18 protein-coding genes are annotated in these 20,135 nt (G+C 72.7%); 7 read left to right on the forward strand and 11 right to left on the reverse strand.

Translation table 11 applies throughout. The annotated features are described in order from the left end of the window. Together ALMP_RS22540 and ALMP_RS22545 are read right to left on the reverse strand one after the other, a co-directional pair. A partial coding sequence (locus tag ALMP_RS22540; protein WP_264931089.1) for an extracellular solute-binding protein occupies positions 1–1,302 on the reverse strand: 1,302 nt, incomplete at its 3' end. A 95-nt stretch (positions 1,303–1,397) separates the two neighbouring features. Beyond that, on the reverse strand, positions 1,398–2,417 hold the full coding sequence (locus ALMP_RS22545) for a LacI family DNA-binding transcriptional regulator (RefSeq protein ID WP_264931091.1): 1,020 nt from the start codon (positions 2,415–2,417) through the stop codon (positions 1,398–1,400). Between the two features lie 181 nt (positions 2,418–2,598). Here ALMP_RS22545 and ALMP_RS22550 point away from each other — a divergent pair, with 181 nt between their 5' ends. Then, positions 2,599–3,948: a mucin-1 gene (locus tag ALMP_RS22550; RefSeq protein ID WP_264931092.1), complete on the forward strand. Its 1,350-nt coding sequence runs from the start codon at positions 2,599–2,601 to the stop codon at positions 3,946–3,948. Positions 3,949–4,018: 70 nt separating this feature from the next. Here the strand turns inward: ALMP_RS22550 and rox are convergent, their stop codons facing one another. Further along, positions 4,019–5,446, reverse strand: a complete 1,428-nt coding sequence (gene rox, locus ALMP_RS22555) for a rifampin monooxygenase (protein WP_264931093.1) — start codon at positions 5,444–5,446, stop codon at positions 4,019–4,021. Between the two features lie 266 nt (positions 5,447–5,712). Here rox and ALMP_RS22560 point away from each other — a divergent pair, with 266 nt between their 5' ends. Beyond that, positions 5,713–6,258 carry a PadR family transcriptional regulator gene (locus ALMP_RS22560; protein WP_264931094.1) on the forward strand — a complete coding sequence of 182 codons (546 nt, stop codon included), beginning with the start codon at positions 5,713–5,715 and terminating at the stop codon, positions 6,256–6,258. A gap of 66 nt (positions 6,259–6,324) precedes the next feature. Here ALMP_RS22560 and ALMP_RS22565 read toward each other — a convergent pair whose 3' ends face one another. Both ALMP_RS22565 and ALMP_RS22570 read right to left on the reverse strand, forming a co-directional pair. Then, the gene (locus tag ALMP_RS22565; protein WP_264931095.1) at positions 6,325–6,519 is read right to left on the reverse strand and encodes a hypothetical protein; all 195 of its coding nucleotides are present in this window, start codon (positions 6,517–6,519) and stop codon (positions 6,325–6,327) included. 37 nt (positions 6,520–6,556) lie between these two features. Then, on the reverse strand, positions 6,557–7,177 hold the full coding sequence (locus ALMP_RS22570; RefSeq protein WP_264931096.1) for a DUF6338 family protein: 621 nt from the start codon (positions 7,175–7,177) through the stop codon (positions 6,557–6,559). A gap of 82 nt (positions 7,178–7,259) precedes the next feature. Here ALMP_RS22570 and ALMP_RS22575 point away from each other — a divergent pair, with 82 nt between their 5' ends. Next, positions 7,260–10,493, forward strand: a complete 3,234-nt coding sequence (locus ALMP_RS22575) for a CHAT domain-containing protein (RefSeq protein ID WP_264931097.1) — start codon at positions 7,260–7,262, stop codon at positions 10,491–10,493. 40 nt (positions 10,494–10,533) lie between these two features. On the opposite strand, the gene ALMP_RS22580 is transcribed toward ALMP_RS22575, so the two are convergent. From ALMP_RS22580 to ALMP_RS22590, 3 genes are all read right to left on the reverse strand, one after another. Beyond that, positions 10,534–11,457 carry a pyridoxamine 5'-phosphate oxidase family protein gene (locus ALMP_RS22580; RefSeq protein ID WP_264931099.1) on the reverse strand — a complete coding sequence of 308 codons (924 nt, stop codon included), beginning with the start codon at positions 11,455–11,457 and terminating at the stop codon, positions 10,534–10,536. A gap of 39 nt (positions 11,458–11,496) precedes the next feature. Continuing rightward, positions 11,497–11,802, reverse strand: coding sequence for a DUF1876 domain-containing protein (locus ALMP_RS22585; protein ID WP_264931100.1), 306 nt, complete (start codon positions 11,800–11,802; stop codon positions 11,497–11,499). Positions 11,803–11,920: 118 nt separating this feature from the next. After that, positions 11,921–12,934, reverse strand: coding sequence for a 2-hydroxyacid dehydrogenase (locus ALMP_RS22590; RefSeq protein ID WP_264931102.1), 1,014 nt, complete (start codon positions 12,932–12,934; stop codon positions 11,921–11,923). Positions 12,935–13,109: 175 nt separating this feature from the next. Between ALMP_RS22590 and ALMP_RS22595 the strand changes: the two genes are divergently transcribed. After that, positions 13,110–14,834 (forward strand): GAF domain-containing protein, encoded by a 1,725-nt coding sequence (locus ALMP_RS22595; RefSeq protein ID WP_264931103.1) that lies wholly within the window; start codon positions 13,110–13,112, stop codon positions 14,832–14,834. Between the two features lie 17 nt (positions 14,835–14,851). On the opposite strand, the gene ALMP_RS22600 is transcribed toward ALMP_RS22595, so the two are convergent. Next, entirely contained in the window at positions 14,852–15,553 is a 702-nt protein-coding gene (locus ALMP_RS22600) for a response regulator transcription factor (RefSeq protein WP_264931104.1), read from the reverse strand. 345 nt (positions 15,554–15,898) lie between these two features. Further along, positions 15,899–16,357: a Crp/Fnr family transcriptional regulator gene (locus ALMP_RS22605; RefSeq protein WP_264931105.1), complete on the reverse strand. Its 459-nt coding sequence runs from the start codon at positions 16,355–16,357 to the stop codon at positions 15,899–15,901. Between the two features lie 422 nt (positions 16,358–16,779). Between ALMP_RS22605 and ALMP_RS22610 the strand changes: the two genes are divergently transcribed. From ALMP_RS22610 to ALMP_RS22620, 3 genes are read left to right on the forward strand one after another with little or no spacing between them, the layout of a single operon-like run. Next, positions 16,780–17,652: a universal stress protein gene (locus ALMP_RS22610; protein WP_264931106.1), complete on the forward strand. Its 873-nt coding sequence runs from the start codon at positions 16,780–16,782 to the stop codon at positions 17,650–17,652. 27 nt (positions 17,653–17,679) lie between these two features. Then, a complete protein-coding gene (locus ALMP_RS22615; protein WP_264931107.1) occupies positions 17,680–18,579 on the forward strand; it encodes a universal stress protein in 900 nt (299 codons plus the stop codon). Between the two features lie 37 nt (positions 18,580–18,616). Continuing rightward, a complete protein-coding gene (locus tag ALMP_RS22620; protein ID WP_264931109.1) occupies positions 18,617–19,135 on the forward strand; it encodes a flavodoxin domain-containing protein in 519 nt (172 codons plus the stop codon). Positions 19,136–19,210: 75 nt separating this feature from the next. Here ALMP_RS22620 and ALMP_RS22625 read toward each other — a convergent pair whose 3' ends face one another. Then, complete coding sequence (locus ALMP_RS22625) at positions 19,211–20,023, reverse strand: SDR family NAD(P)-dependent oxidoreductase (RefSeq protein WP_264931111.1); 813 nt, start codon at positions 20,021–20,023, stop codon at positions 19,211–19,213. Between the last annotated feature and the right edge of the window lie 112 nt (positions 20,024–20,135).

Here is a 20,135-nt window from a genome sequence, read left to right on the forward strand (position 1 = left end):
GATGGAGCGGGCGGCCTTGCTCAGGGCGCTCTTGGGGTCGGCGCCGCCGTAGACGGAGTTCAGTGCCTCGCTGAACTTCGCGGTGACGACGGGGTATCCGGCGGTCACCGGGCGGGTGACGGCGACGCAGGACTTGGTGATGTCACGGTCGCCGCAGGGCTTGGCGAGCTGGTCGGCGAAGAGCTGGAGCGGGCCGCCCGGCTTGTAGAGCCCGCTCTTGGCGAGCGCGGTCCGGGTGGCGGGCACCGCGCCGTTGGCCGTCGTCATGGCGGTGACGTTGGTGTCGTTCAGGAGGGCGTCGAGGAAGGCGCCGGCGGCCTTGGCGTTCTTCGTGTTCGCGCCGATGCCCCAGGCCCACGAACCCTGCCCGGTCTTGGGGCCGTTGCCGAAGTCGGGCAGCGGCAGCACGACGAGGTCGTCGCCGAGGGCCGTGCTGTACCCGGGGTACATCCAGTGGCCGACCCAGCTCAGGGCGACACGGCCCTTGGTGAAGGCGTTGCCGTCGGTGTTGGGGTCGACGAGGGGCTTCCAGGACTGGAAGGTCTTCAGGGCGGACACCACCGCGGGGGTGTCGAGGGCGCCGGACGCCTTGCCGTCCTTGAGGAGGGAGCCGCCGGCCGACCAGACGACGGGGGCGAAGCCGTAGGTGCCCCACTCGTTGTTGAGACCGCCGCTCTCCTGGAGGTCGAGGACCCTGCCGTCGGCGTCCTTCGCCTTGAGCGCGGCGAGCGCGGCGGTGAACTCCTCGGCCGTCCAGGCGTCGGCCAGACCCTTGGGGTACGTGACACCGGCGGCGTCCAGTAGCTGCTTGTTGCCGTAGACGCCGAGCCCGGAGTCGAACATGCCGAGGCCGTAGTGCTTGCCGTCGATCTCGCCCTGCGCCTTGGCGGCGTCGGTGACGTTGGCCATGGTCTTGGCGGAGACGTAGGAGTCGAGCGCGGCGAGCTTGCGGTTGTAGACGAAGTTCGCCATGGTCGGGCCGTCGAACTCCAGGACGTCCGGCAGCTCGGAGGCGTCGGTGGCGGTGACGGTCTTGGTGTAGTCGGCCTCGGGTATCAGCCTCAGCTCGACCTTGACCGCGCTCTGCGAGGAGTTGAAGGACTTCACCGCGTTCTGCAGCGCGGCGGCCTCGCTCTTCTGGCCCTGGTGGGCCCACACGCTGATGGTGCCCTTGCCGCTGCCCGCCTCGGCGGAGGCGTCGGTGCCGCCTCCGCCGCCGCAGGCGGCCAGAGCGGCCAGGGGCAGCACGAGGGCCAGGCCCGTACAAGCCGCGTGCCGGTGCCTTCTGGGTCGGGGATTCATGGTGGGTGCCTCCGTGCTCGGTGCGGGGGTGAGGGTTCGCAACTGCTGGGTGCTTCGGGTGCGGGGGGTGTGGGGCTCGATGAGCGGCCGGGGATCTACTGCGGCCCGCGGGGGTTGGGCGGGGCGGTGGTCTCGCGCAGGACGAGGCGGATCGGCATCTGCACATGGCCGGGCGTCCCGGTGTCCGGCTCGTCGAGCTGCCGCAGCAGCAGCCGGGCGGCCTCGGCGCCCTGGCCGGCGACCGGCTGGGCGACCGTCGTCAGCCCGACGACCTCGGCGAGCTCATGGTCGTCGAAACCGACGATGGACACGTCGTCGGGCACCCGCAGACGGTGACGGCGCAGAGCGCGCAGCGCGCCCATCGCCATCTCGTCGGACTGGGCGAACACGGCGGTCGGCGGGCGGGAGGTGGCCAACAGCTCGGTCATGGCCCGCTCGCCGCCCTCGACGGTGTAGCCGCCGTCCGCCTCCAGCGCCGGGTCATGGGGGATACCCGCGTCGGCCAGCACATCGAGGTACGCCCGGCGGCGTTCGACGGGGGTGGTCCAGTGCAGCGGCTCGCTGGCCCCCGAGATCATGGCGATCCGGCGGTGGCCGAGGTTCACCAGATGCCGTACGGCGCTCTCCGCTCCGGCCCGGTCGTCGATGCCGACCACCGTGAAACCGGGCCGTGCCCCGCCGACCGTGCCGGCCAGCGGCACCCCGAGGGAACGCAGGGCGGCGGCCTCCTCCTGGTCGGGGATCAGCAGGGAGAGCACGGCGTCGACCCGCTTGCGCACGGGCAGCTTGGTGAAGAAACGCTTGCGTGCCTCCGGCGTGCCCAGGTTGTACAGCAGCACGTCGTAGCCGGCGGCGCTGAACACCTGCTCGGCGGCGTCCAGCACGGTTCCGAAGAACCAGCGGCCGATGTACGGCGCGACGACGCCGATGGTGAACGTGCGCCCGCTGGCCAGACTGGACGCCGACCGCGAGGCCGTGTAGCCCAGTTGGGCCGCGACGGCTGCGATCTGGGCCCGCACTTCCTCGGACACGCCCTGCCGGCCGCGCAGTGCGCGCGACACGGTGGACGCCGAGACCCCGGCGGCGCGGGCGACGTCGTTGATGCTGACCGTCACGGCGCACTTCCTCCCGTTGGCTTCACGTCGATGTGATCTGTGAGTGACGAGACCGTAAACCCGACCTCGCTGTTGCGCAAGCGTTTGCGTTCATATTTACTTGGGCCGATTCTCAAGCGAGACATTCATCTTCAGTGGTCAGCGCACGCGTTTGGGCACTGTGAGCCGACAGGAAGTGTGCATGCGATACGCCCCGCCCGGCCTCGTGGTGAACGACTTCGCCGTCCTGCGCGACGACGACGGCACCTATGCCGTGCTGCACCTCCAGGGGCCCTGGACGCAGGAGTTCGACCACCTGCGGATGGAGACCTCCTACGGGCGGGCCGTCTCCACCGACCTGGTCTCCTGGCAGCCCGCCGGCACCTGCTTCGGCACGGGCCTTCCCGGCCGCTTCGACCAGCAGGCCGTGTGGACCATGCACCCCGTACGGCACGGCGCCGGAACGGCCATGTTCTACACCGGGGTCAGCGGGCTGACGGCGGGCGGCTGGCCGCTCCAGACGGTCGGCCTGGCCTACTCCGAGCGCACGGACGGCACCGGCTGGCGCCGGCACGGCACCGCACCGGTCGTCGAGGCCGACGCGCGCTGGTACCGCACCGGCGAACGCATGGGCTGGCGCGACCCCTTCGTCGTCCGCGACGACGAGGGCGACGGCTGGGTCATGGTCGTCTGCGCCGCCGACGCCTCACTCCCGGTCGAGGTCAGCGGCTGCGTCGCCTGGGCCACCTCCGACGACCTGGAGCACTGGACCGTCCACCCGCCGCTCGTCTCACCCGGCGACGTCGACGAACTGGAGTGCCCGGTCCTGGAACGCCTCGACGACGGCAGCTGGCTGCTCCTGGGCTCCATCGGCGCCACGCGCGGCTTCGAGGCCTGGACCGCCCCCCGCCTGCGCGGACCCTGGACCCGCCGCGGCCCCCTCGGCCCGACCGGCGCCTACGCCCCCCGCGTGGTCACCGCGCCCGACGGCTCCCGCGTCGTCCTGCACACCACACCCCGCCGCGTCGGCCTCACCGACACGGGGGAGCGCTGCCGCGGCATGATCGCCCAGCCGAAACTCCTGGTCACCCCGGAGGACGACGCCCCGCGCCTCCAGTGGTGGTCCGGCCTCGACACCTGGCTCGGCGAGGAGACCGACCGGCCCGTCCTGCACGCGGTCGGCGACCTCCCCCTGTCCGGCCCCGTCGAGATCACCCTGCGCACCGACGTTCCCGACGGCGGGCGCCCCGCCCTCACCGTCGGCTGCGACGGCAAGAACCTCTGGGTGAGCGGGCCCGACGGCGCCCGCATCGGCGAGACCGTCCTGACCGCACCGGCGGCCACCTTGCGCGTCCTGACCATCGGCGAGTACGTCGAGATCTACGCCGACGGCGTGTTCGTCCTGACCACCCTCTGCTACTCCGGGCACCCCGCGCCGTGGACGGCGGTCACCGACGGAGCCGGGCGGACCGTCCCCGTCCGCCCGATCCGGCTGCCCGACCCCCACCGCGACGACGCCTCGGCGGTCTGGCCCGGCCCGTCACCGCGGTGACCGAGGGCCGGTCCGCCCCCCGACGGCCCGCGCGGGAGGCCGTCGGCGGGCGGACCGGGTGCGGTCGGGCTCAACCGGCCGCCACGCCGAACCACTTCGGCATGCGGCCGAGCAGATCCCGCTGATCCTCACCGACCCAGGCCACATGGCCGTCCGGCCGCAGCAGCACCGCGGGCACGTCCAGTTCCTCGCCGACGGCGACGACGTGGTCGACCCGGTCCGCCCAGCCCTCCACCGAGAGCCGGCCGGTCCGGTCGAGCAGCAGCCCGCGGCCCTCGCGCGTCAGCTCGTAGAGGCGGCCCTGCTTCAGCTCCAGGTCCCGCATCCGCCGGCCGAGCAGTTCGTGGCCCTCGCCGAAGTCGTAGCGGACGTCGAGCCCGTTGATCATCTCGGTGATGTACCGGTTGGGCTCCTCGAAGTCGAGCAGGCGCGAGAACAGCTCCCGCAGTGCCGCCGCCCCCGGATCGGTCCCCAGCAGCGCCATCTGCGCGCGGGTGCCGGTCAGCACGCGCGAGGCCACCGGATGCCGCTCGGCGTGGTAGCTGTCCAGCAGCCCGTCCGGCGCCCAGCCGTTGATCTCGGCGGCCAGTTTCCAGCCGAGGTTGAACGCGTCCTGGATCCCGAGGTTGAGCCCCTGCCCGCCGGTCGGCGGGTGGATGTGCGCCGCGTCGCCGGCCAGCAGCACCCGGCCGGCCCGGTAGCGCTCGGCCTGCCGGGTGGCGTCGCCGAACCGGGACAGCCAACGCGGCGCGTGCACGCCGAAGTCGGTGCCGGCGGTCTCCCGCAGCCGCTGCCTGAACTCCTCCAGGGTCGGCCCGGCCGTACGGTCCTCGGCCACCCCCGCGGCGGGTACGACGAGGCGGTACACCCCGTCCCCGAGGGGCATGGCGCCGAACCGCAGCTGGGTCCTGCGGACTTCGGCCACCGTGGCGGCCACCGTCTCCGGCGGTACGGCCACCTTCATCTCACCCAGCAGCGTCTCGACCCTGGCCGGCTCACCGGGGAAGCCGACACCGATCAGCGTGCGCACCGCACTGCGTCCGCCGTCGCAGCCGACGAGGTAGCGCGAGCGCAGCCGCGTGCCGTCCGCCAGCTCGGCGGTCACCCCCTCCTCGTCCTGGCTGAGCCCGACCAGTTCGCAGCCGCGCCGGATCTCGGCGCCGAGTTCGACGGCGCGCTCGTCGAGCAGCCGCTCGGTGACGGTCTGCGGGACGGCGACGCCGTAGGGATGGCCCGTGTCCACCCGCTCCGGCCACGGCTTGGCCATGCCGCCGAAGAGACTGCCGATCGTGAACTTCTCACCGGCCGCGAGGAACCGGTCCAACAGTCCGCGCTGGTCCATCACCTCGACCGTGCGCACATGGATGCCGAGCGCACGGGACTGCCCCGTCGGCTCGGCCAGCTTCTCCAGCACGACCACCCGCACCCCGGCCAGCCGCAGCTCGGCGGCCAGCATCAGCCCGGTCGGTCCACCGCCCGCAACGATCACGTCGATCACTGCAATCCCCCTTTTGTTCCCGCGGATCCTCGCTTCGGCGGGTGATTCTGCGGCACCACGGGGGCCTTGCCGCAAGCCCCCCGGTGCGCTATACGTTGAGAGTGGCAAGGAGCAGCAGGCTCCCTTGCCTTTTCTCTTTCCCGGCGCCCCCGTTCCCGGCCCGCCTGCCTCCGCCGTCCGCCCGCCGAGCCGCGGAGGACGCGCCGTGCCGTCGACCATGACACCTCGAACCGTGGTATATCGGCTCGCTGTGCGACCATGGAGGCGTGTTGGAGCTCGTGATCCTGGGACACCTCGCGCAGGGACCGCTGCACGGCTATGAGCTGCGCCGTCGCGTCGAACAGCTGTCCGGCCACACTCGGCCGGTCAGCGACGGCAGCCTCTATCCGGCGATCAACCGCCTGGTGAAGCGCGGTCTGCTGAGCCGGCACACCGAACCGGGCGCCGCCGCCGCGCAGAAGTACGTGCTGACCCTCACCGACGCCGGACGCGAGGAGCTGCTGCGCCGCCTGCGCGACCCTGCCCAGCACGAGATCACCGACCAGGCCCGCTTCTTCACCGTCCTGGCGTTCCTCTCCCTGCTCCCCGACATCCAGCAGCAGCACGCGGTACTGCGCCGGCGGCTGGAGTTCCTGGAGGCACCCGCGAGCTTCTTCTACGACGGCGACCGCCCCCTGCGGGCGGAGGAGATCACCGATCCCTACCGCCGTGGCATGCTCATCACCGCCCGCGCCATGAGCCGCGCCGAACGAGCCTGGCTCCACGACATCCTCGACGGCGGTCAGGCCGGCACCGTGCCCGCACAGGAATGAGACCGCGGTCCTCTCCGGCTGAGACCGCTGTCGACCAGCGACTCCTTCGCGGCCGGCGGTGCGGGCTCAGGTGCCTTCCGGCGCCGTCGTGCTCGACGTCGTGTCCGGTGCCGTGGGGGAGGCTCCCGCCGGCCCCTGCGGCGCCTGCTCGGGTTCGGGCTCCGACGAGGCCGGCGAGTAGCCCCGGGGCTCGCCGGGGAAGAGGAGCAGATCCAGTTCGTCGGGGGTCAGGCCGTCGTCGGGAGTACTGCCCTGTGCCATGGTGAGGTTCTCCTGTGCGCGGTCGAGGCCGGTCGGTTCAAGGGCTCGGAGGTGACGGTGGTTCGAGCAGCTCCAGTATGTCGATGTCCTCCGCCCGCAGAAAAAGACCCGACGTGCCCTCGACCCGGCCGACGAAACTGCCGTCGGGGGCCATCCGCCACGTCGACTGCAGATACAGCTCCGGCGGCTGCGGATAGGACGTGGCGTACGACTGGCCACCGTACCAACCCCCCACCCAGGTACCGTCCTTGAGGCGGGCGCGCACGAAGGAGGCCCCCCGGTCGCGGAAGACGTGGTCCCACGCGGTCGGTGTGGGACGGTAGCGCCCCCGCAGCCTGCGCCGCTCACGCCAGGACACCAGCGTGGCGCCCAGCGCCGGCACGACGAAGAGCAGCAGCAGCGCGTGGAGGGCCCCGTCCCGCGTCCGTGCGGGGTAGCCGGCCGGCTGCAACAGTTCCAGCAGATGCGGGCCGAGCACGGCGAAGTACAGGCTGTCCAGCACCACCGACGCGGTCAGCGCCCTGAGGATCCGGTGCCCGGTCTCCGCCTCCCCGGGGACCGGGCCGCGCCCGCGCTCCCGTACGAACTGGTAGGTGATGCCCGGCAGTACGGCGACCACGACCAGCAGAAGCTGGACGACGGTGGAGGGAAGCGGCATCGGCAGGCCCGTTTCCATGAAGTCGGCAGTGACAATCGGTAAGTTACGCTGCGGCACTGAAGTCACGCTGTGGGAGCGGTGATTGGCCAGGAAGCCGGAGCAGTTGGTGGCGGATTTCGTCCGCCGGATCGACGAGGTGGTCGGGGCACGCGACCCGGCGCGGCTGTTCGACAGGTCGCTCACCGCCGGGGTGCCGTGGATCCTGTTACGGGCGCGCGACAGCTACACCTTGTGCGCGGCGGTGTTGCAGCGCCTGGCGAGGCTGCACCGGGCGCGCTGGCGGCACTTGGGGGACGAGGCCGGCGCGACGGACCACGATCTGTGGCTGCTGTTCCAGCACTCCCAGCTCGCCGTCCAACCGCTGGCCGTGCTGCGCGAGGCCGAGGTGCTGAGCAAGGGCAGACACCTGCCCACGGCACGCCGTCGGCGGCGCGGCGACCAACGGCCCTTCACCGACTACCTGGCGGGTAAACGGCACCTCGTGGCGCTGCGGGGCGGTGTGGCCGGCGACGACGTCGTGGAGGACGCGCGCCATGTGTCCGGGAACCTCTACGACCAGCACCTCAAGGCGGACGTGGACGCGTTCCTGTGGTCCATCGGGGAGGAGCCCCCACCCCCGGCCCGCCCGGCCCGGTCCGCCCCGGCGGCGCCGTCCAAGGCGACACGTTCCGCCCCGGCGGCACCGCCCCCGGCGTTCGGCGCTCAGGACGCCGGCACCGGCGGCGAACCCGAATTGCCCAGTGTGCGGCGGTGGTTGGAGGTGGTCGGACCGCTGCACGCCGCCTCGCCCGAGGAGAGCGGCAGGCTGAAGGCCTCCGCGGCGGCGGAGTTCGCCGTGATGGAGCTCGCGGGCCTCGCGGAGGCGGAGCGACAGGAACGCCGCTTCCACGCCACGGGTGATCCCGGTCTCCTTCAAGAGGCGATGACCGCCCTCAGCGACGCCGGGTTCGCCGGTGCCCTGGCGAGGCAACTGCTGGGTCACGAGGACAAGCTGCTCTCCGCCTTCTACTGGGGTGAGCACGCCCGTCTGCTCAACGTCCGCTTCGTGCACTCGGGCGTCTGGGACGACGTACACCGGTCCGTGGTGAACCTGCGCTTCGCCCTCGACGAGGTCCCCGCGGAGAACACCGAGCACAGGGCCGGCTATCTGATGGACCTGGGCCGGACCCTGACGCTGGCCCACCAGTACAAGTACGACATGTACGGCGTGAACTGCGGCACCGACGACGTGGAGGAGGGCATCGCGGCCCTGCGCGAGGCGTGGGGCCTGGTCGCGCACGGCGCGTCGCCCGAGCGCGAGCACCTGCCCGCGACGATCCTGATGCACCTCGGCCACGCTCTCGCCCGCCGGGCGCTGGCCCTGGCGGGCACGGACGAGGCGGAACGCGATCTCACGGAGGCGCTGGACGTCTTCGCGCGGGCCGGCGCCCTCCTCGGGGAGAGCGACGACATCGCCGACACGGCGACGACGGCGTCACCGGACCAGCCGGACCGCGCCGAGCTGGTGAGCGGCGTGCGGCTGTACCGGGCACAGGCCAGGCTGCTGTTGGCCATGGCCCGCTCGGATCACGCGACGCTGGCGGAGGTCCGCGCCGAGGCGGCCCGGCGGGTCGCGGCCTCCGCGCACGATCCCCAGCTCCAGGGCCAGTGGCAGCAGCTGCTGGGCTCGGCGGGCATGGGCGCCGCCCTGTTCGGGCAGGCCGACGCGGTCGAGCCGGCGTTGGCGGCCCTCGGCGCGGCCGCCACGGCGGACACGGGGAACGAGGGGCCGTTCCGGCAGATCAAGGCAGTGCGTTCCTACGCCCTGCTGGCCATGCGCGACCAGCAGTGGACACAGGCGGCCGACCAGCTGCGGGCGGGGCTGGAGCTGGCCCGCGATCAGGACCGCCTCGGCATCCCCGCCTCCGCCCGCCGGCACTGGCTGCTGCACGCCCGGGGCCTCCTCGCCGACCTGGTGACCTGTCTCGTCTCCGCCGGTGAGCCCGAGCAGGCGGTGGTCGCCCTGGAGGAGAACCGCGCGATCCTGCTGCACGAGACGCTGGGGGACCGCACCGAGACGGCCGACCTCGCACGGATCGCGCCCGCCCTCGCACACGAGTACCGGGCGGCCGCCGACGCACTGCACCGCTTCGACACCGGCACGGACGCCATCCGCCCCGACCACGCCGACCGTCGGCGCAGTCTGCTCGCCCGGCGTGACCGGGTCGCGGAACGCATCCGGGCGGTCGAGGGCTTCGAACGGTTCCGGCGGGCCCCGCGGCACGGCGAACTGGCGGCGGCGGCCCGGGACGGGGAGCCCGTCGTCCTGTTCAACACCGGGTCCCTGCGCGGAGACGCCCTGGTGCTCCGGCCCGAGGGAACACACGTCGTACAGCTGCCCCTTCTGGCGGCCGCCCAGGTCGAGGAGATGGTGCGCACGCTGTACGGCGCCCTCACCGAGAGCGAGACGGCGCTGGCCGCGCGGGACCAGGGGGAGTACCTGCGGCTTCAGCGTTCGGTCGGTGACGTGCTGGAGACACTGTGGGAGTCCGCGGTGGCGCCGGTCCTGGAGCCGGCCGGACTCGCGCCGGGGGACGAGCCGCGACGGGTGTGGTGGGTTCCCTCCGGCCCCTTGTGCTTCCTCCCCCTGCACGCGGCCTCCGTCCCCGGCGGCCCCTCACTGCTGGACCTGGCGGTGTCGTCGTACGCCCCGACGGTCCGGCTGCTGCAACGCGGCCGGCGCCGCACACCCGCCGCCGACCGCCGGCCACTCGTCGTCAGCATGTCAAAGACGGCGGGCGTGTCGTCGCTGCCCGGTGCCGGCGCGGAGGCGGACTTCCTGGCGGGCCTGTTCCCCGCGGCCCGTACGCTGCGCGGCGCCGAGGCCACGCACGACGCGGTCGTACGGGAACTGGCCGGCCATCCGTGGCTGCACTTCGCGGGTCACGGCGTCAACACGCACGACGGCACGGTGCTGCTGCTGCACGACTACGAGGAGCGTCCCTTCTCGACCGACGACGTGCTGCGGCTGGACCTGCCGGACGCCGAACTCGCCTTCCTGTCGGCCTGTGAGACCACCCAGAACTCGGCCCTGCTGCCCGACGAGTCCACCCACTTCGGCGCCGCGCTGGCCGTGGCGGGATACCGGGACGTCGTCGGCACGCTGTGGCGCGTGAACGACCAGGTCGCGGTGAGGGCCACCAAGAGCTTCTACGGACGTCTCACCTCGCGCGCGTACGACCCCGCCCTGGCCCTGCACGAGACGGTACGCGAACTGCGCGCCGCCTACCCCCGCATGCCGGGGCTGTGGGCGTCCCACATCCACATCGGCCCCTGAGGCGGCTGCCTGGCCGCCCCGCGGGACTGCCCGCGGCCGCCTACTGATCGGCCGGAGTGATGCGGCGGCCCGTCAGGCTCGTGGGCCGGATCGACACCCACATGGTGCGTTCACCGCCCGGCCACGGCGTGGTGTGGGCCCGTCGGACGAGTCCGCTCACGGCGTCGGGGTCCGTGACGACGCTCGCGGGGCCGACGGCGAGTACGCTCCAGCCCTGGCTCAGGGCCTCGTCCACGTGGTCGACCTCGAAGGCGACCTCCCGCCCCACGGCCGCGGCGGGCAGGGAACCGGGCGTGGTCCGGAAGACGATCGCGTCATCGACGACCTCGTAGTTGACCGGGACGACCGCCGGGCGGCCGTCGGACGCCGACACGGCGATGCGCCCCACGCCGTGCGTGGAGAGCAGGCTGCGGCACTCATCCGCGCCGAGGTCCCGCAGCCGAGGGCTGAGCAGGGCACGGCCCTGACCGGGTGGGAGGTCCATGCCTCCCCCGCGCAGGGCGCTCACGCTGGTGCCCAGCGCGTCGGCCAGCCGGATGAGCGTCGCCACACTGGGGTCGGCGGGCTGGTCCTCCAGATACTCCAGGTAGTCGGGCGACATACGTGCGCGGCGGGCCGTTTCCTCCCGGCTGAGCCGCTGTCTGTGTCGTTCGACGGCCACGCGCCGGCCGATGTCGCCGGGGTTGGGGGCTCCGGCCCACACAGCGGCCGCGGGCACGGTCCCCGCCTCATCCGTGGCCGCCCGGGAGGACTCCCGGGCGGTGCCGGGCTGTGCCTGCTCCACATGGTGGATGTGCGCGTCCGCCCCGGGGAACACGAGCGTCACTTCGTCCGTGTCCGACCAGCGGACGTCGTAGGGAGGGGTTCCGTCCTCGTGGTGCAGTCCGACGATCTCGCCGTCGCGCCTGGTGGCGCCGGTCGCCGGGCTTTCGACGACGAGTCGGTCGCCGAGGTGAGCCCGCATGGTCGCCTCCCTCTCCTCACCGCTTGTTCTCTGTCCGGGTCACAGGGGCCACCCGGCGGCCTGTCGGGACGCGCCGGCGCCCTCGATGTCCTGACGGGACGCGCCCGCGCCCGCGATGTCGCGTTCGGCGGCGTTCAGCAGCTGCTGGGCGAGGTTGCTCATGGCCCGGCCCGCCGCCAGTTCGTCGCCGATCTCCGGCACGTTCGTGTCCGCCGGATGGCAGTGCGCGGACCCGTGCCCGGTGAGTGCGGCGGCGCCGGTGTCCAGGACCACGCGTGCCGTCGTCGTTCCCTCGTCGTCCTCCAAAAGGTGGAGACGCACCTTCCATTCCACGGTGTGTGGCATCGCTTTCCTCCTCACCCGGGTACCGACCGGTCCCACCAGCATCCAACGGCAGCGGACCCGGGGCACAGGGCCGAAGGTCCCTGCCGGGGCGGCTTCCGGGTCGACGCCGGGCGGTGACTCAGCCGGAACCCGGACGGATGAGCGTGTTGTCGCTCGTGCGGTCGGCGAAGTAGTCCTCGATGTTGCGCACGGTGGTCTCGGCGATCTGGCCGACGGCATCCCGTGTGAAGTACGCCTGGTGCGAGGTGACCAGCACGTTGGGGAAGGTCATCAGGCGGGCCAGGCGTTCGTCGGTCATCACCTCCAGGGACTTGTCGAGGAAGAAGACCCCGGCCTCCTCCTCGTACACGTCCAGGCCCACCCCGCCGAGGCGGCCGGCGCGCAGAGCCGTCAGCAGGGCGTCGGTGTCGACCAGGCCGCCGCGGCTGGAGTTCACCAGGACCGCGTCCGGCTTCATCAGGGCGAGAGCCCGGGCGTCCACGAGGTGGTGGGTGTCCGGCAGCAGCGGTACGTGAAGGCTGACCAGGTCGGACTCGGCGAACAGCCGCTCGCGCGGGACGTACTCCATGCCGAGGGCCAGGCAGTCGGCGTTCTCGGCGATGTCCCAGCCGAGCAGGCGCATGCCGAAGCCGTGGGCGACGCGGGCGAACGCCGTACCGATCTTGCCGGTGCCCATCACACCGGCCGTGCGACCGTGCAGGTCACGGCCCATGAGCCCGTCGAGCCGGAAGTCGAACTCACGGGTGCGGTGAGCGGCCCGTACGATCCGCCGGCCCACGGCCAGGGCGAGCGCCCAGGCGAACTCGGCGACCGAGTAGGGCGAGTAGTACGACACCCGGGCCACCGTCAGCCCGAGGTCACGGGCGGTGGCCAGGTCGATGTTGTTGTAGCCGGTGGACCGCTGGGCGATCAGCCTGGTGCCGTGCTCGGCCAGATGGCGCAGCACCTCGGCGTCGAGGGTGTCGTTGACGCTGCTGAGCACCGCCTCATGGCCCGCGGCGATGGGAACGGTGTCCCGGTTCAGGAAGAGATCCAGACAGCGCAGCTCGTGGCGGCCGGCGAACGCCTCGGCGAAGGTCTCCCGCAGCAGCGGCTCCTCGTCGGTGAGGACTCCGTACGCGATGATCTCCACAGGCCTCCTCCCCACTGGGCGGTCATGTCGACGACTCTAGGGGCCACGCCCGGCCGCTGCCTGCTGTGCGGTGCGCGGTGGACGATCGTCCGCCCCGGGCATCGACCACTATCGTGAGGGTGGGGAATACGCCTGACGGCGGCTTCCCGTCCGGGCGAACCGGTCGGAGGTGGCGATGAGCGGTGAATGGCTCGGGACACAGGAGCACCACCTGCCCAAGCTGCGACTCGACGAGCTGCTGGACGAACTGCAGGCGCGCATCGACGCCGCACGGGGCGCCCAGGACCGCGTGCACAGCCTGCTGGAGGCGGTGCTCTCCGTCGGGCGGGAGCTGGACCTGCCCCAGGTGCTCAGGCGGATCGTCGAGGCGGCTGTCGCGCTCGTGGACGCGGAGTACGGCGCGCTGGGAGTGATCGGCGAGGACCGCATGCTCTCGGAGTTCCACACCGTCGGCGTCAGCGAGGAGCAGCGGGCCAGGATCGGGCATCTGCCCAGTGGGCACGGCATCCTCGGGGAGCTGATCCGCCACCCCCAGCCGCTGCGGCTCACGGAGATCTCCGACCACCCGTCCTCGCACGGCTTCCCGCCGCACCATCCGCCGATGCACTCCTTCCTCGGCGTGCCCATCAGGGTGCGCGACCAGGTCTTCGGCAACCTCTACCTCACCCAGAAGCGCGGCGCCCCGGAGTTCGACGCCGAGGACGAATCGGTGCTGTCCACGCTCGCGGTGGCGGCGGGCGTGGCCGTCGAGAACGCCCGGCTGTACGAGGAGACCCGGCTGCGTGAACGGTGGCTGAGGGCGAGCAGCGAGGTCACACGGGCCCTGCTGTCGGGATCCCCCAGCGCGGACGTGCTCCAGCTGATCATCGAGCAGGCACGGCAGATCACCTCCGCCGACATCGGGATGATCGCCGAGTGCGTGCCCGGCGAGGGCGCGCTGCGCCCTCTGCACGCGACCGGTCCGGACGCCGAACGGCGCACGGGAGTGGTGATGTCCGCGCGGGACGGATTCGTGGCAGCCGTCCTGGACACGGCGGAACCGGTGGTCAGCGCCGACATCCGGCACGACTCCCGCACCAGCGGGGAGGCGCCCCAGTGGGCGGGGCTCGGTCCGGTGGTCGGCGTGCCCCTGGGAGCGGAGGCCAAGGCCATCGGAGTGCTCCTGCTGGGGCGCGCGGCAGGCCGGACGCCCTTCACCGACGCTGAAGCCGGTCCGCTGCGGGGATTCGCAGGGCAGGCGGCGCTGGCCCTGGAACTCGCCGAGCGGCGCCGGGACGCCGAGCAGATCACGCTGCTGAAGGACCGCGACCGCATCGCGCGCGATCTGCACGACCTGGCCATCCAGCGGCTGTTCGCGGCGGGCATGACGCTGCAGAGCACACAGCGCTTCGTGGAGCATCCGGAGGCGGCGGAGCGGCTGGCACGGACCGTGGACGATCTCGACGAGACGATCAGGATCATCCGGTCCACCATCTTCGGCCTGCGCGCCCGTGGCGGGACGAAGGAGGCGAGCGGACTGCGCGGCCGGGTGTCGGAGGCGGTGTCGGCCGCCGCCACGTCCCTGGGCTTCGCTCCCGCTCTGCGCGTCGAAGGACTGGTGGACACGGACGTTCCGAAGGACGTCGCCGACCACGCGCTCGCGGTGCTCGGTGAGGCCCTGAGCAACGCCGCCCGGCACGCGGGCGCCCACGCGGTGGACGTCCATCTGCGGTGCGCCGACGGTGAGTTCACGCTCGCTGTCACCGACGACGGCCGCGGCGTGCCGCACGGGGGACGGCGCGGCGGGCTCGACAACATGGAGGAACGGGCCGTCTCGCTCGGTGGCGCCCTGACGATCGGCGAGCGGCCCGAGGGAGGCGGCACCCGGCTGGTGTGGCGGGTGCCGGTACGCGCCCCGTAGGGGCCGGCCGCAGCCGCTCAGCCTGCCGGGCGCCCACCCGTGCCGGGCTGTCCGAGATGGGAGGCCAGGACCGCGGCCTGGACGCGCCGCTGCACACCGAGCTTGGCCAGCAGGCGCGAGATGTGGTTCTTGACCGTCTTCTCCGACAGGTACAGCCGCCGGCCGATCTGCCGGTTGGTGAGCCCCTCCCCGATCAGCGCGAGGATGTCCCGCTCGCGGGGCGAGAGACCGGCCAGTTCCGGGGCCACGGCCGGTTCTCCGGCCGGGTCGGTACGCAGCGACTCCATCAGCCGGGCCGTGGTCGCCGGGTCGAGCATGGACTGCCCGGAGGCGACCGTGCGCACCGCCGAGACCAGAGCGGACCCCCTGATCTGCTTGAGGACATAACCCGAGGCTCCGGCCATGATCGCGTCCAGCAGCGCTTCCTCGTCGTCGAACGAGGTCAGCATCAGAACGGCCAGCTCCGGCATGCGGCTGCGCAGTTCCCGGCAGACGGTGATGCCGTCGCCGTCCGGCAGACGTACGTCGAGCACGGCCACGTCCGGGCGGACGGCCGGCCCGCGGGTGAGCGCGTGCGCCGCGCTGTCGGCGTCTCCGACGACCGAGATGTCCGGCTCGGCGTCCAGCAGGTCGGCGAGACCGCGCCGTACCACCTCGTGATCGTCCAGCAGGAAGACCCGGATCGGGTTCTCCTCCGTGAAGGTGCGTACCTCGGCCATGACGACCCCTTGTTCCCGGGCGGACGGACTCGCGCAGAGCCCATGCCCACGATCATCACGCGCGGGGGCCGCCGTCACCAGGGCCGAACGGCCCAGACGCGGCACGGAGCGTCCCCGCACTGGCTCCGCACGATCACGGTCGTTCTCTGCGGCTCACAGGAGAGCCGGTCGCGCGTGCGGCAGAACCGTCGCGCGTGCGGCAGACCGGGCTCAGGGCGGTGTCGTGGCCGCGCCATCGCTGTCGACGGCGGTGATCCCCGCTCGGCTCGGCCGGCCGCCGGCGCCGAGCGGCGGCCCCCGCGCAGACGCCACTCGGGCGAGGCGAGGCGAGGCGAGGCGAGGCGGTCAGGTCAGGCCGCCGCTGCCGTACGGGGCGTACAGGTCGAGCAGCCGGATACGGGCGGCGTGCAGCCGGTGGGCGACGACCCGGCCGACCCAGGTCGCGATCGCCCGGCCGAACGCGGGATCCCGCGCGCTCATCGCCCGCACGGCCTCCGCGTCGAACTCCCAGGCGCGCACCGGGCTCAGGGCCTCGGCGCCCAGCTGCCACACGTAGGGCGCGAAGTGCCAGGACCAGCCGACCAGTTCACCGGGGCCCAGCGACTCGACGACGGCGGCGCGGCGACCGGGCACGCGCAGATCGAGGGCGACGGTCCCGGACCGGATGATCCAGAAGCGGTCGGCGCGTCGGCCCTCCTCGAACAGGCGGGTGCCCGCCTCGAAGGACACCTCGTGGGCGACCCGCATGAGTCGTTCGCGGTGCGTGGTCGGCAGGGCCGCGGCCAGGGTCGTCGTGGGTGTCATCGCTCCGGCTCCTTTCGTCCGACGGCCCGTCCCCCGAAAGGGGGGCGGCCGCCCCGCGGATGCCGTCGGGGCTTCCTGATGCCAGCTTCCGCCCGGGCGGCGTACGGCACCACGGGCCGCTCGGGCCCGACGACGGGGACCTTCGGCCCATGCCGTCGACGGTCGGCAGCGGCGTCCCAGCCGGGGCTCGCCGGTGACGGCCGGCACGATCCCCGCCGTGACGGCGCCGGTCGGGGCGTCGCACGGGGCTGCCCCTCCATGGCCGTGCGTACAGCCTCCGGCGAGGACCTCCCCGATCCATGGGCCGAGTGGGCGGCCAAGGGGCCGAACGGCCTCTCCTCGCCGGCCGCCAGGAGTGCGACGTTGAGGGTGGCCCCTCAGGGCCGCCCGGCGAACGACGAGAGGCGGCGGGGAAGATGACCATGGAACTGCCCCTGGTCGTGGGCGTCGACGGATCGGACAGCAGCCTGTCCGCCGTCGACTGGGCGGTGGACGAGGCCGCCAGGCACGGCCTGCCGCTGCGGCTGATCCATGCCTCGCTCTGGGAACACTACGAAGGCACCGTGCCGTCGGGCGGTCCGAGGCGCCCGTCGGTCCGGGTGATGGCCGAGCACATCGTCGCCTCCGCGGCCGAGCGCGCTCAGCTGCGCGACCCCGACGTGAAGGTCTCCACCGACATCCTCCCGGAGGAAGCAGCCTCCGCCCTCCTGCACGCCGGCGACACCGCGTCCGTCCTGGTCACCGGGTCGCGTGGACGCGGTGGACTGAGGGGACTGCTCCTCGGCTCGGTCAGCCTGGCCGTAGCGGCCCGCGCACCCTGCCCCGTGATCGTGGTCCGCGGCGACAAGGCCGGCCTGGCGGGGACACACGAGCGGATGCTGCTCGGCGCCGGGAACCCGGACACGAGTGGTGACGCCGTGAGGTTCGCCTTCCGCGAGGCCGGACTCCGCGCGTGCGTCCTCGACGTCGTACGGGCCTGGCGGTGCCCGGCGCACGAAAGCGCCGACCCGGCCGCACCGGGCGGGACACCGGCCCGGTACCACGAGGAGCGGGCCCGTGCCCTGCTCGACGAGCTGCTGCGCGACGCGATCACCGACCACCCGGCGGTACGGGTGCGTCCTACGACGGTGGAGGGCCCCGCACACAAGGTGCTGGTGGACCGCTCGGCCGCCGCCGATCTGGTGATCGTCGGGGCGCGGCGACGCCACGGCCACGGCGGGCTCCAGCTCGGCCGGGTCGGCCACACGCTGTTGCACCACGCGCGGTGCCCGGTGGCCGTCGTACCACAGCAGTGAGAGATCCGGATCAAGGAGGTGACGGTCATGATCAGGCCGATCGTGGTCGGTGTCGTCGATACGCGGGAGGGCCTGGCCGCGGCCGACTGGGCGGCCAGGGAAGCCCTGCGCCGAGGTCTGCCGCTCCGGCTCGTGCACGCCTGGGAGGCAGGCCTGCCCGAGGGGGAGACCGGGTCGGCCCTGCCCGAACTGAAGGCACCCCAGCACCACGCCCACCAGGTGCTGCGCACCGCACTCGAGCGGCTGAGCGAGCGGCACCCAAGGCTGCGCATCACCGCCGAACAGGTGCGCACGATGCCTGTCCCCGCGCTGCTGGCCGAGTCGGAGAACGCCGAACTCCTGGTCATCGGCAGCCAAGGCCCCACCGGCCTCGCCGGGTTCGTCTCCGGCTCCGTCGCCCTGGCCACCGCCGCCCGTATCGAACGGCCGCTGGTCCTCGTACGGGCCGGTGAGACAGCCGAGGACGAGCACCTGCCGGACGCGGACGGCAAGCCGTCGCAGCGCACGCCCTTCCGTGACGTCGCGGTCGCCGTCGATGTCGACGGCACGTCCCACGAGGTCCTGGAATTCGCGTTCCACGCCGCCGAGATGCGCCACGCGCCCCTGCGTGTCGTACACGCCTGGCACGCGCCGCTCGCGCACGGTCTCCCGGACGCCGCCGGACGCGCCCGGACCGCGGCGGAGGCGGAACGGGACCTGGCGGTGCTGCTGGAGCCGTGGCGGGAGAAGTTCCCCACCGTCGCCGTCGAGGACGACCTGCGCGAAGGGCGCCCCGCCCATGTCCTCGTCGACGCCGCGCAAGGAGCGGGCCTGCTGGTGGTGGGCCACCGTATGCGCCGCGCGGCGATCGGCGCGCACACCGGACCGGTCGCCCATGCTCTGATCCATCACGTCCGGGAGCCGGTCGTACTGGTCCCGCACGACTGACGGGGTGCGACAACCCCATGAGAGGAGGCGTGCCGCCATGGCCACCCATGTGCTGGTCGCTTACGGAACGACCAACGGATCGACCGCGCAGATCGCCGAGACCATCGCCGGCGTGCTGCGCGAGGAGGGGCTGACGGTCCACACAGCCGACGCCGGCTCGGTGACGAGCGTGGAGCCGTACGACGCCGTGATCGTCGGCGGTGGACTCTACGCCGGCCGCTGGCACAAGGACGCCCGCCGTTTCGTCCGCCGGCATCGCCGGACACTCGCCCACCGGCCGCTGTGGTTCTTCAGCAGCGGCCCGCTCGACCGGTCCGCCTCCGAGCGTGACATCCCGCCGGTGAGCGGCGTGTCCAAGGCGATGACCCGGCTCGACGCACGCGGTCACATCACCTTCGGAGGCCGCTTGGAGGAGGGCGCGAAGGGCCTTGTCGCCGGCATGATCCTCCGCTCCGGCAAGGGCGGGGACTTCCGTGACTTCCACCAGATCGAGACCTGGGCGGCGCACATCGCGGACGAGGTCGTGGACGCCCCGGACACAAGCCGATCCACCTGACGCCGCCGTCCGGCCGGAGGCGGGAGCGCGGACGTCGTGGGGCCGGACGGACAGCGGGGCCCGGCAGCGGCGACCCTAGGCGATCAGACCGTGCGTCAGCTTCATCAGCCGTTCGCGGGCCTCGGTGTCGTACGCCTGCTCATGGGCGCGCGTATCCGTGAACCGGTCGAAGTAGCGGCCCGTGGTGGTGGCGAGTTCCGGGTCGAGGAGCAGGCGGACCGTCGGCCGGACGCCCTCCTCCGTGCCGGTGACGGGGGTGAGGCCGTAGGCGCGGACGCCGTCGGTGTCCATCAGGTGGGCCGGGTGGAGGGTGTTCACCGTGACTCCGGTTCCGCGCAGTTCGGCGGCCAGCTCGAAGGTCGCCATGATCATGGCCAGCTTGCTTCGGCAGTAGGCGCGCAGGCCCTCGTAGTCCCGCTCCAGCATGACGTTGTCGAAGTCGATGGCCTCCTGGCCGACCGAGGCGACGTTGATCACTCGGGCGGGCGCGGAGGAGATGAGCAGGGGCAGCAGATCACGGGTGAGGGCGTACGGGGCGAGGTGGTTCACGGCGAAGCGGAGTTCGTGCCCCTGGCGGCTGAGTTCGCGTGTGAGGGGTTCGGCACCACCGCCCGCCACCGCGTTGTTGATCAGGCCGTCGAGGTGCGGTTCGGACGTACGGATCCGGTCGGCCATCGCGCGCACCTGGTCCAGGTCGGACAGGTCGGCCAGGTACGTGCGGACGGTGGTGTCGGGGGCGGCGGCGCGTGCCTCGTCGGCCACGGCCTCCAGCCGGCCGGGGTCCCGGCCGTGCAGCAGGACGGTGCCGCCGCGCGCGGCCAGGTCGAGTGCGAGGGCACGGCCCATGCCCTGCGTGGCGCCGGTGATCAGAGTGGTGCGCTGGGTCATGGCGGCAACCCTGGCAGCGCACGGCGACGGGAGGGGAGTGTGTGCTGAGCCTGGTGTTGTCACCACCAGCCGGACCCCGATGGCCCCTGCCGTCATCGACGAGGAGTTGACC

Source organism: Streptomyces sp. A012304, from assembly GCF_026008495.1.
Taxonomy (GTDB): Bacteria; Actinomycetota; Actinomycetes; order Streptomycetales; family Streptomycetaceae; genus Streptomyces.

What these genes read in the sequence shown, in the direction of transcription:
- ALMP_RS22615 (WP_264931107.1), top strand. Translation starts at nt 17,680, where the DNA reads ATGATCAGGCCGATCGTGGTCGGTGTCGTCGATACGCGGGAGGGCCTG.
- ALMP_RS22565 (WP_264931095.1), bottom strand. Translation starts at nt 6,519, where the DNA reads ATGGCACAGGGCAGTACTCCCGACGACGGCCTGACCCCCGACGAACTG.
- ALMP_RS22595 (WP_264931103.1), top strand. Translation starts at nt 13,110, where the DNA reads ATGAGCGGTGAATGGCTCGGGACACAGGAGCACCACCTGCCCAAGCTG.
- ALMP_RS22620 (WP_264931109.1), top strand. Translation starts at nt 18,617, where the DNA reads ATGGCCACCCATGTGCTGGTCGCTTACGGAACGACCAACGGATCGACC.
- ALMP_RS22585 (WP_264931100.1), bottom strand. Translation starts at nt 11,802, where the DNA reads ATGCCACACACCGTGGAATGGAAGGTGCGTCTCCACCTTTTGGAGGAC.
- ALMP_RS22550 (WP_264931092.1), top strand. Translation starts at nt 2,599, where the DNA reads ATGCGATACGCCCCGCCCGGCCTCGTGGTGAACGACTTCGCCGTCCTG.
- ALMP_RS22625 (WP_264931111.1), bottom strand. Translation starts at nt 20,023, where the DNA reads ATGACCCAGCGCACCACTCTGATCACCGGCGCCACGCAGGGCATGGGC.
- ALMP_RS22570 (WP_264931096.1), bottom strand. Translation starts at nt 7,177, where the DNA reads ATGCCGCTTCCCTCCACCGTCGTCCAGCTTCTGCTGGTCGTGGTCGCC.
- ALMP_RS22600 (WP_264931104.1), bottom strand. Translation starts at nt 15,553, where the DNA reads ATGGCCGAGGTACGCACCTTCACGGAGGAGAACCCGATCCGGGTCTTC.
- ALMP_RS22580 (WP_264931099.1), bottom strand. Translation starts at nt 11,457, where the DNA reads ATGCGGGCTCACCTCGGCGACCGACTCGTCGTCGAAAGCCCGGCGACC.
- ALMP_RS22605 (WP_264931105.1), bottom strand. Translation starts at nt 16,357, where the DNA reads ATGACACCCACGACGACCCTGGCCGCGGCCCTGCCGACCACGCACCGC.
- ALMP_RS22610 (WP_264931106.1), top strand. Translation starts at nt 16,780, where the DNA reads ATGGAACTGCCCCTGGTCGTGGGCGTCGACGGATCGGACAGCAGCCTG.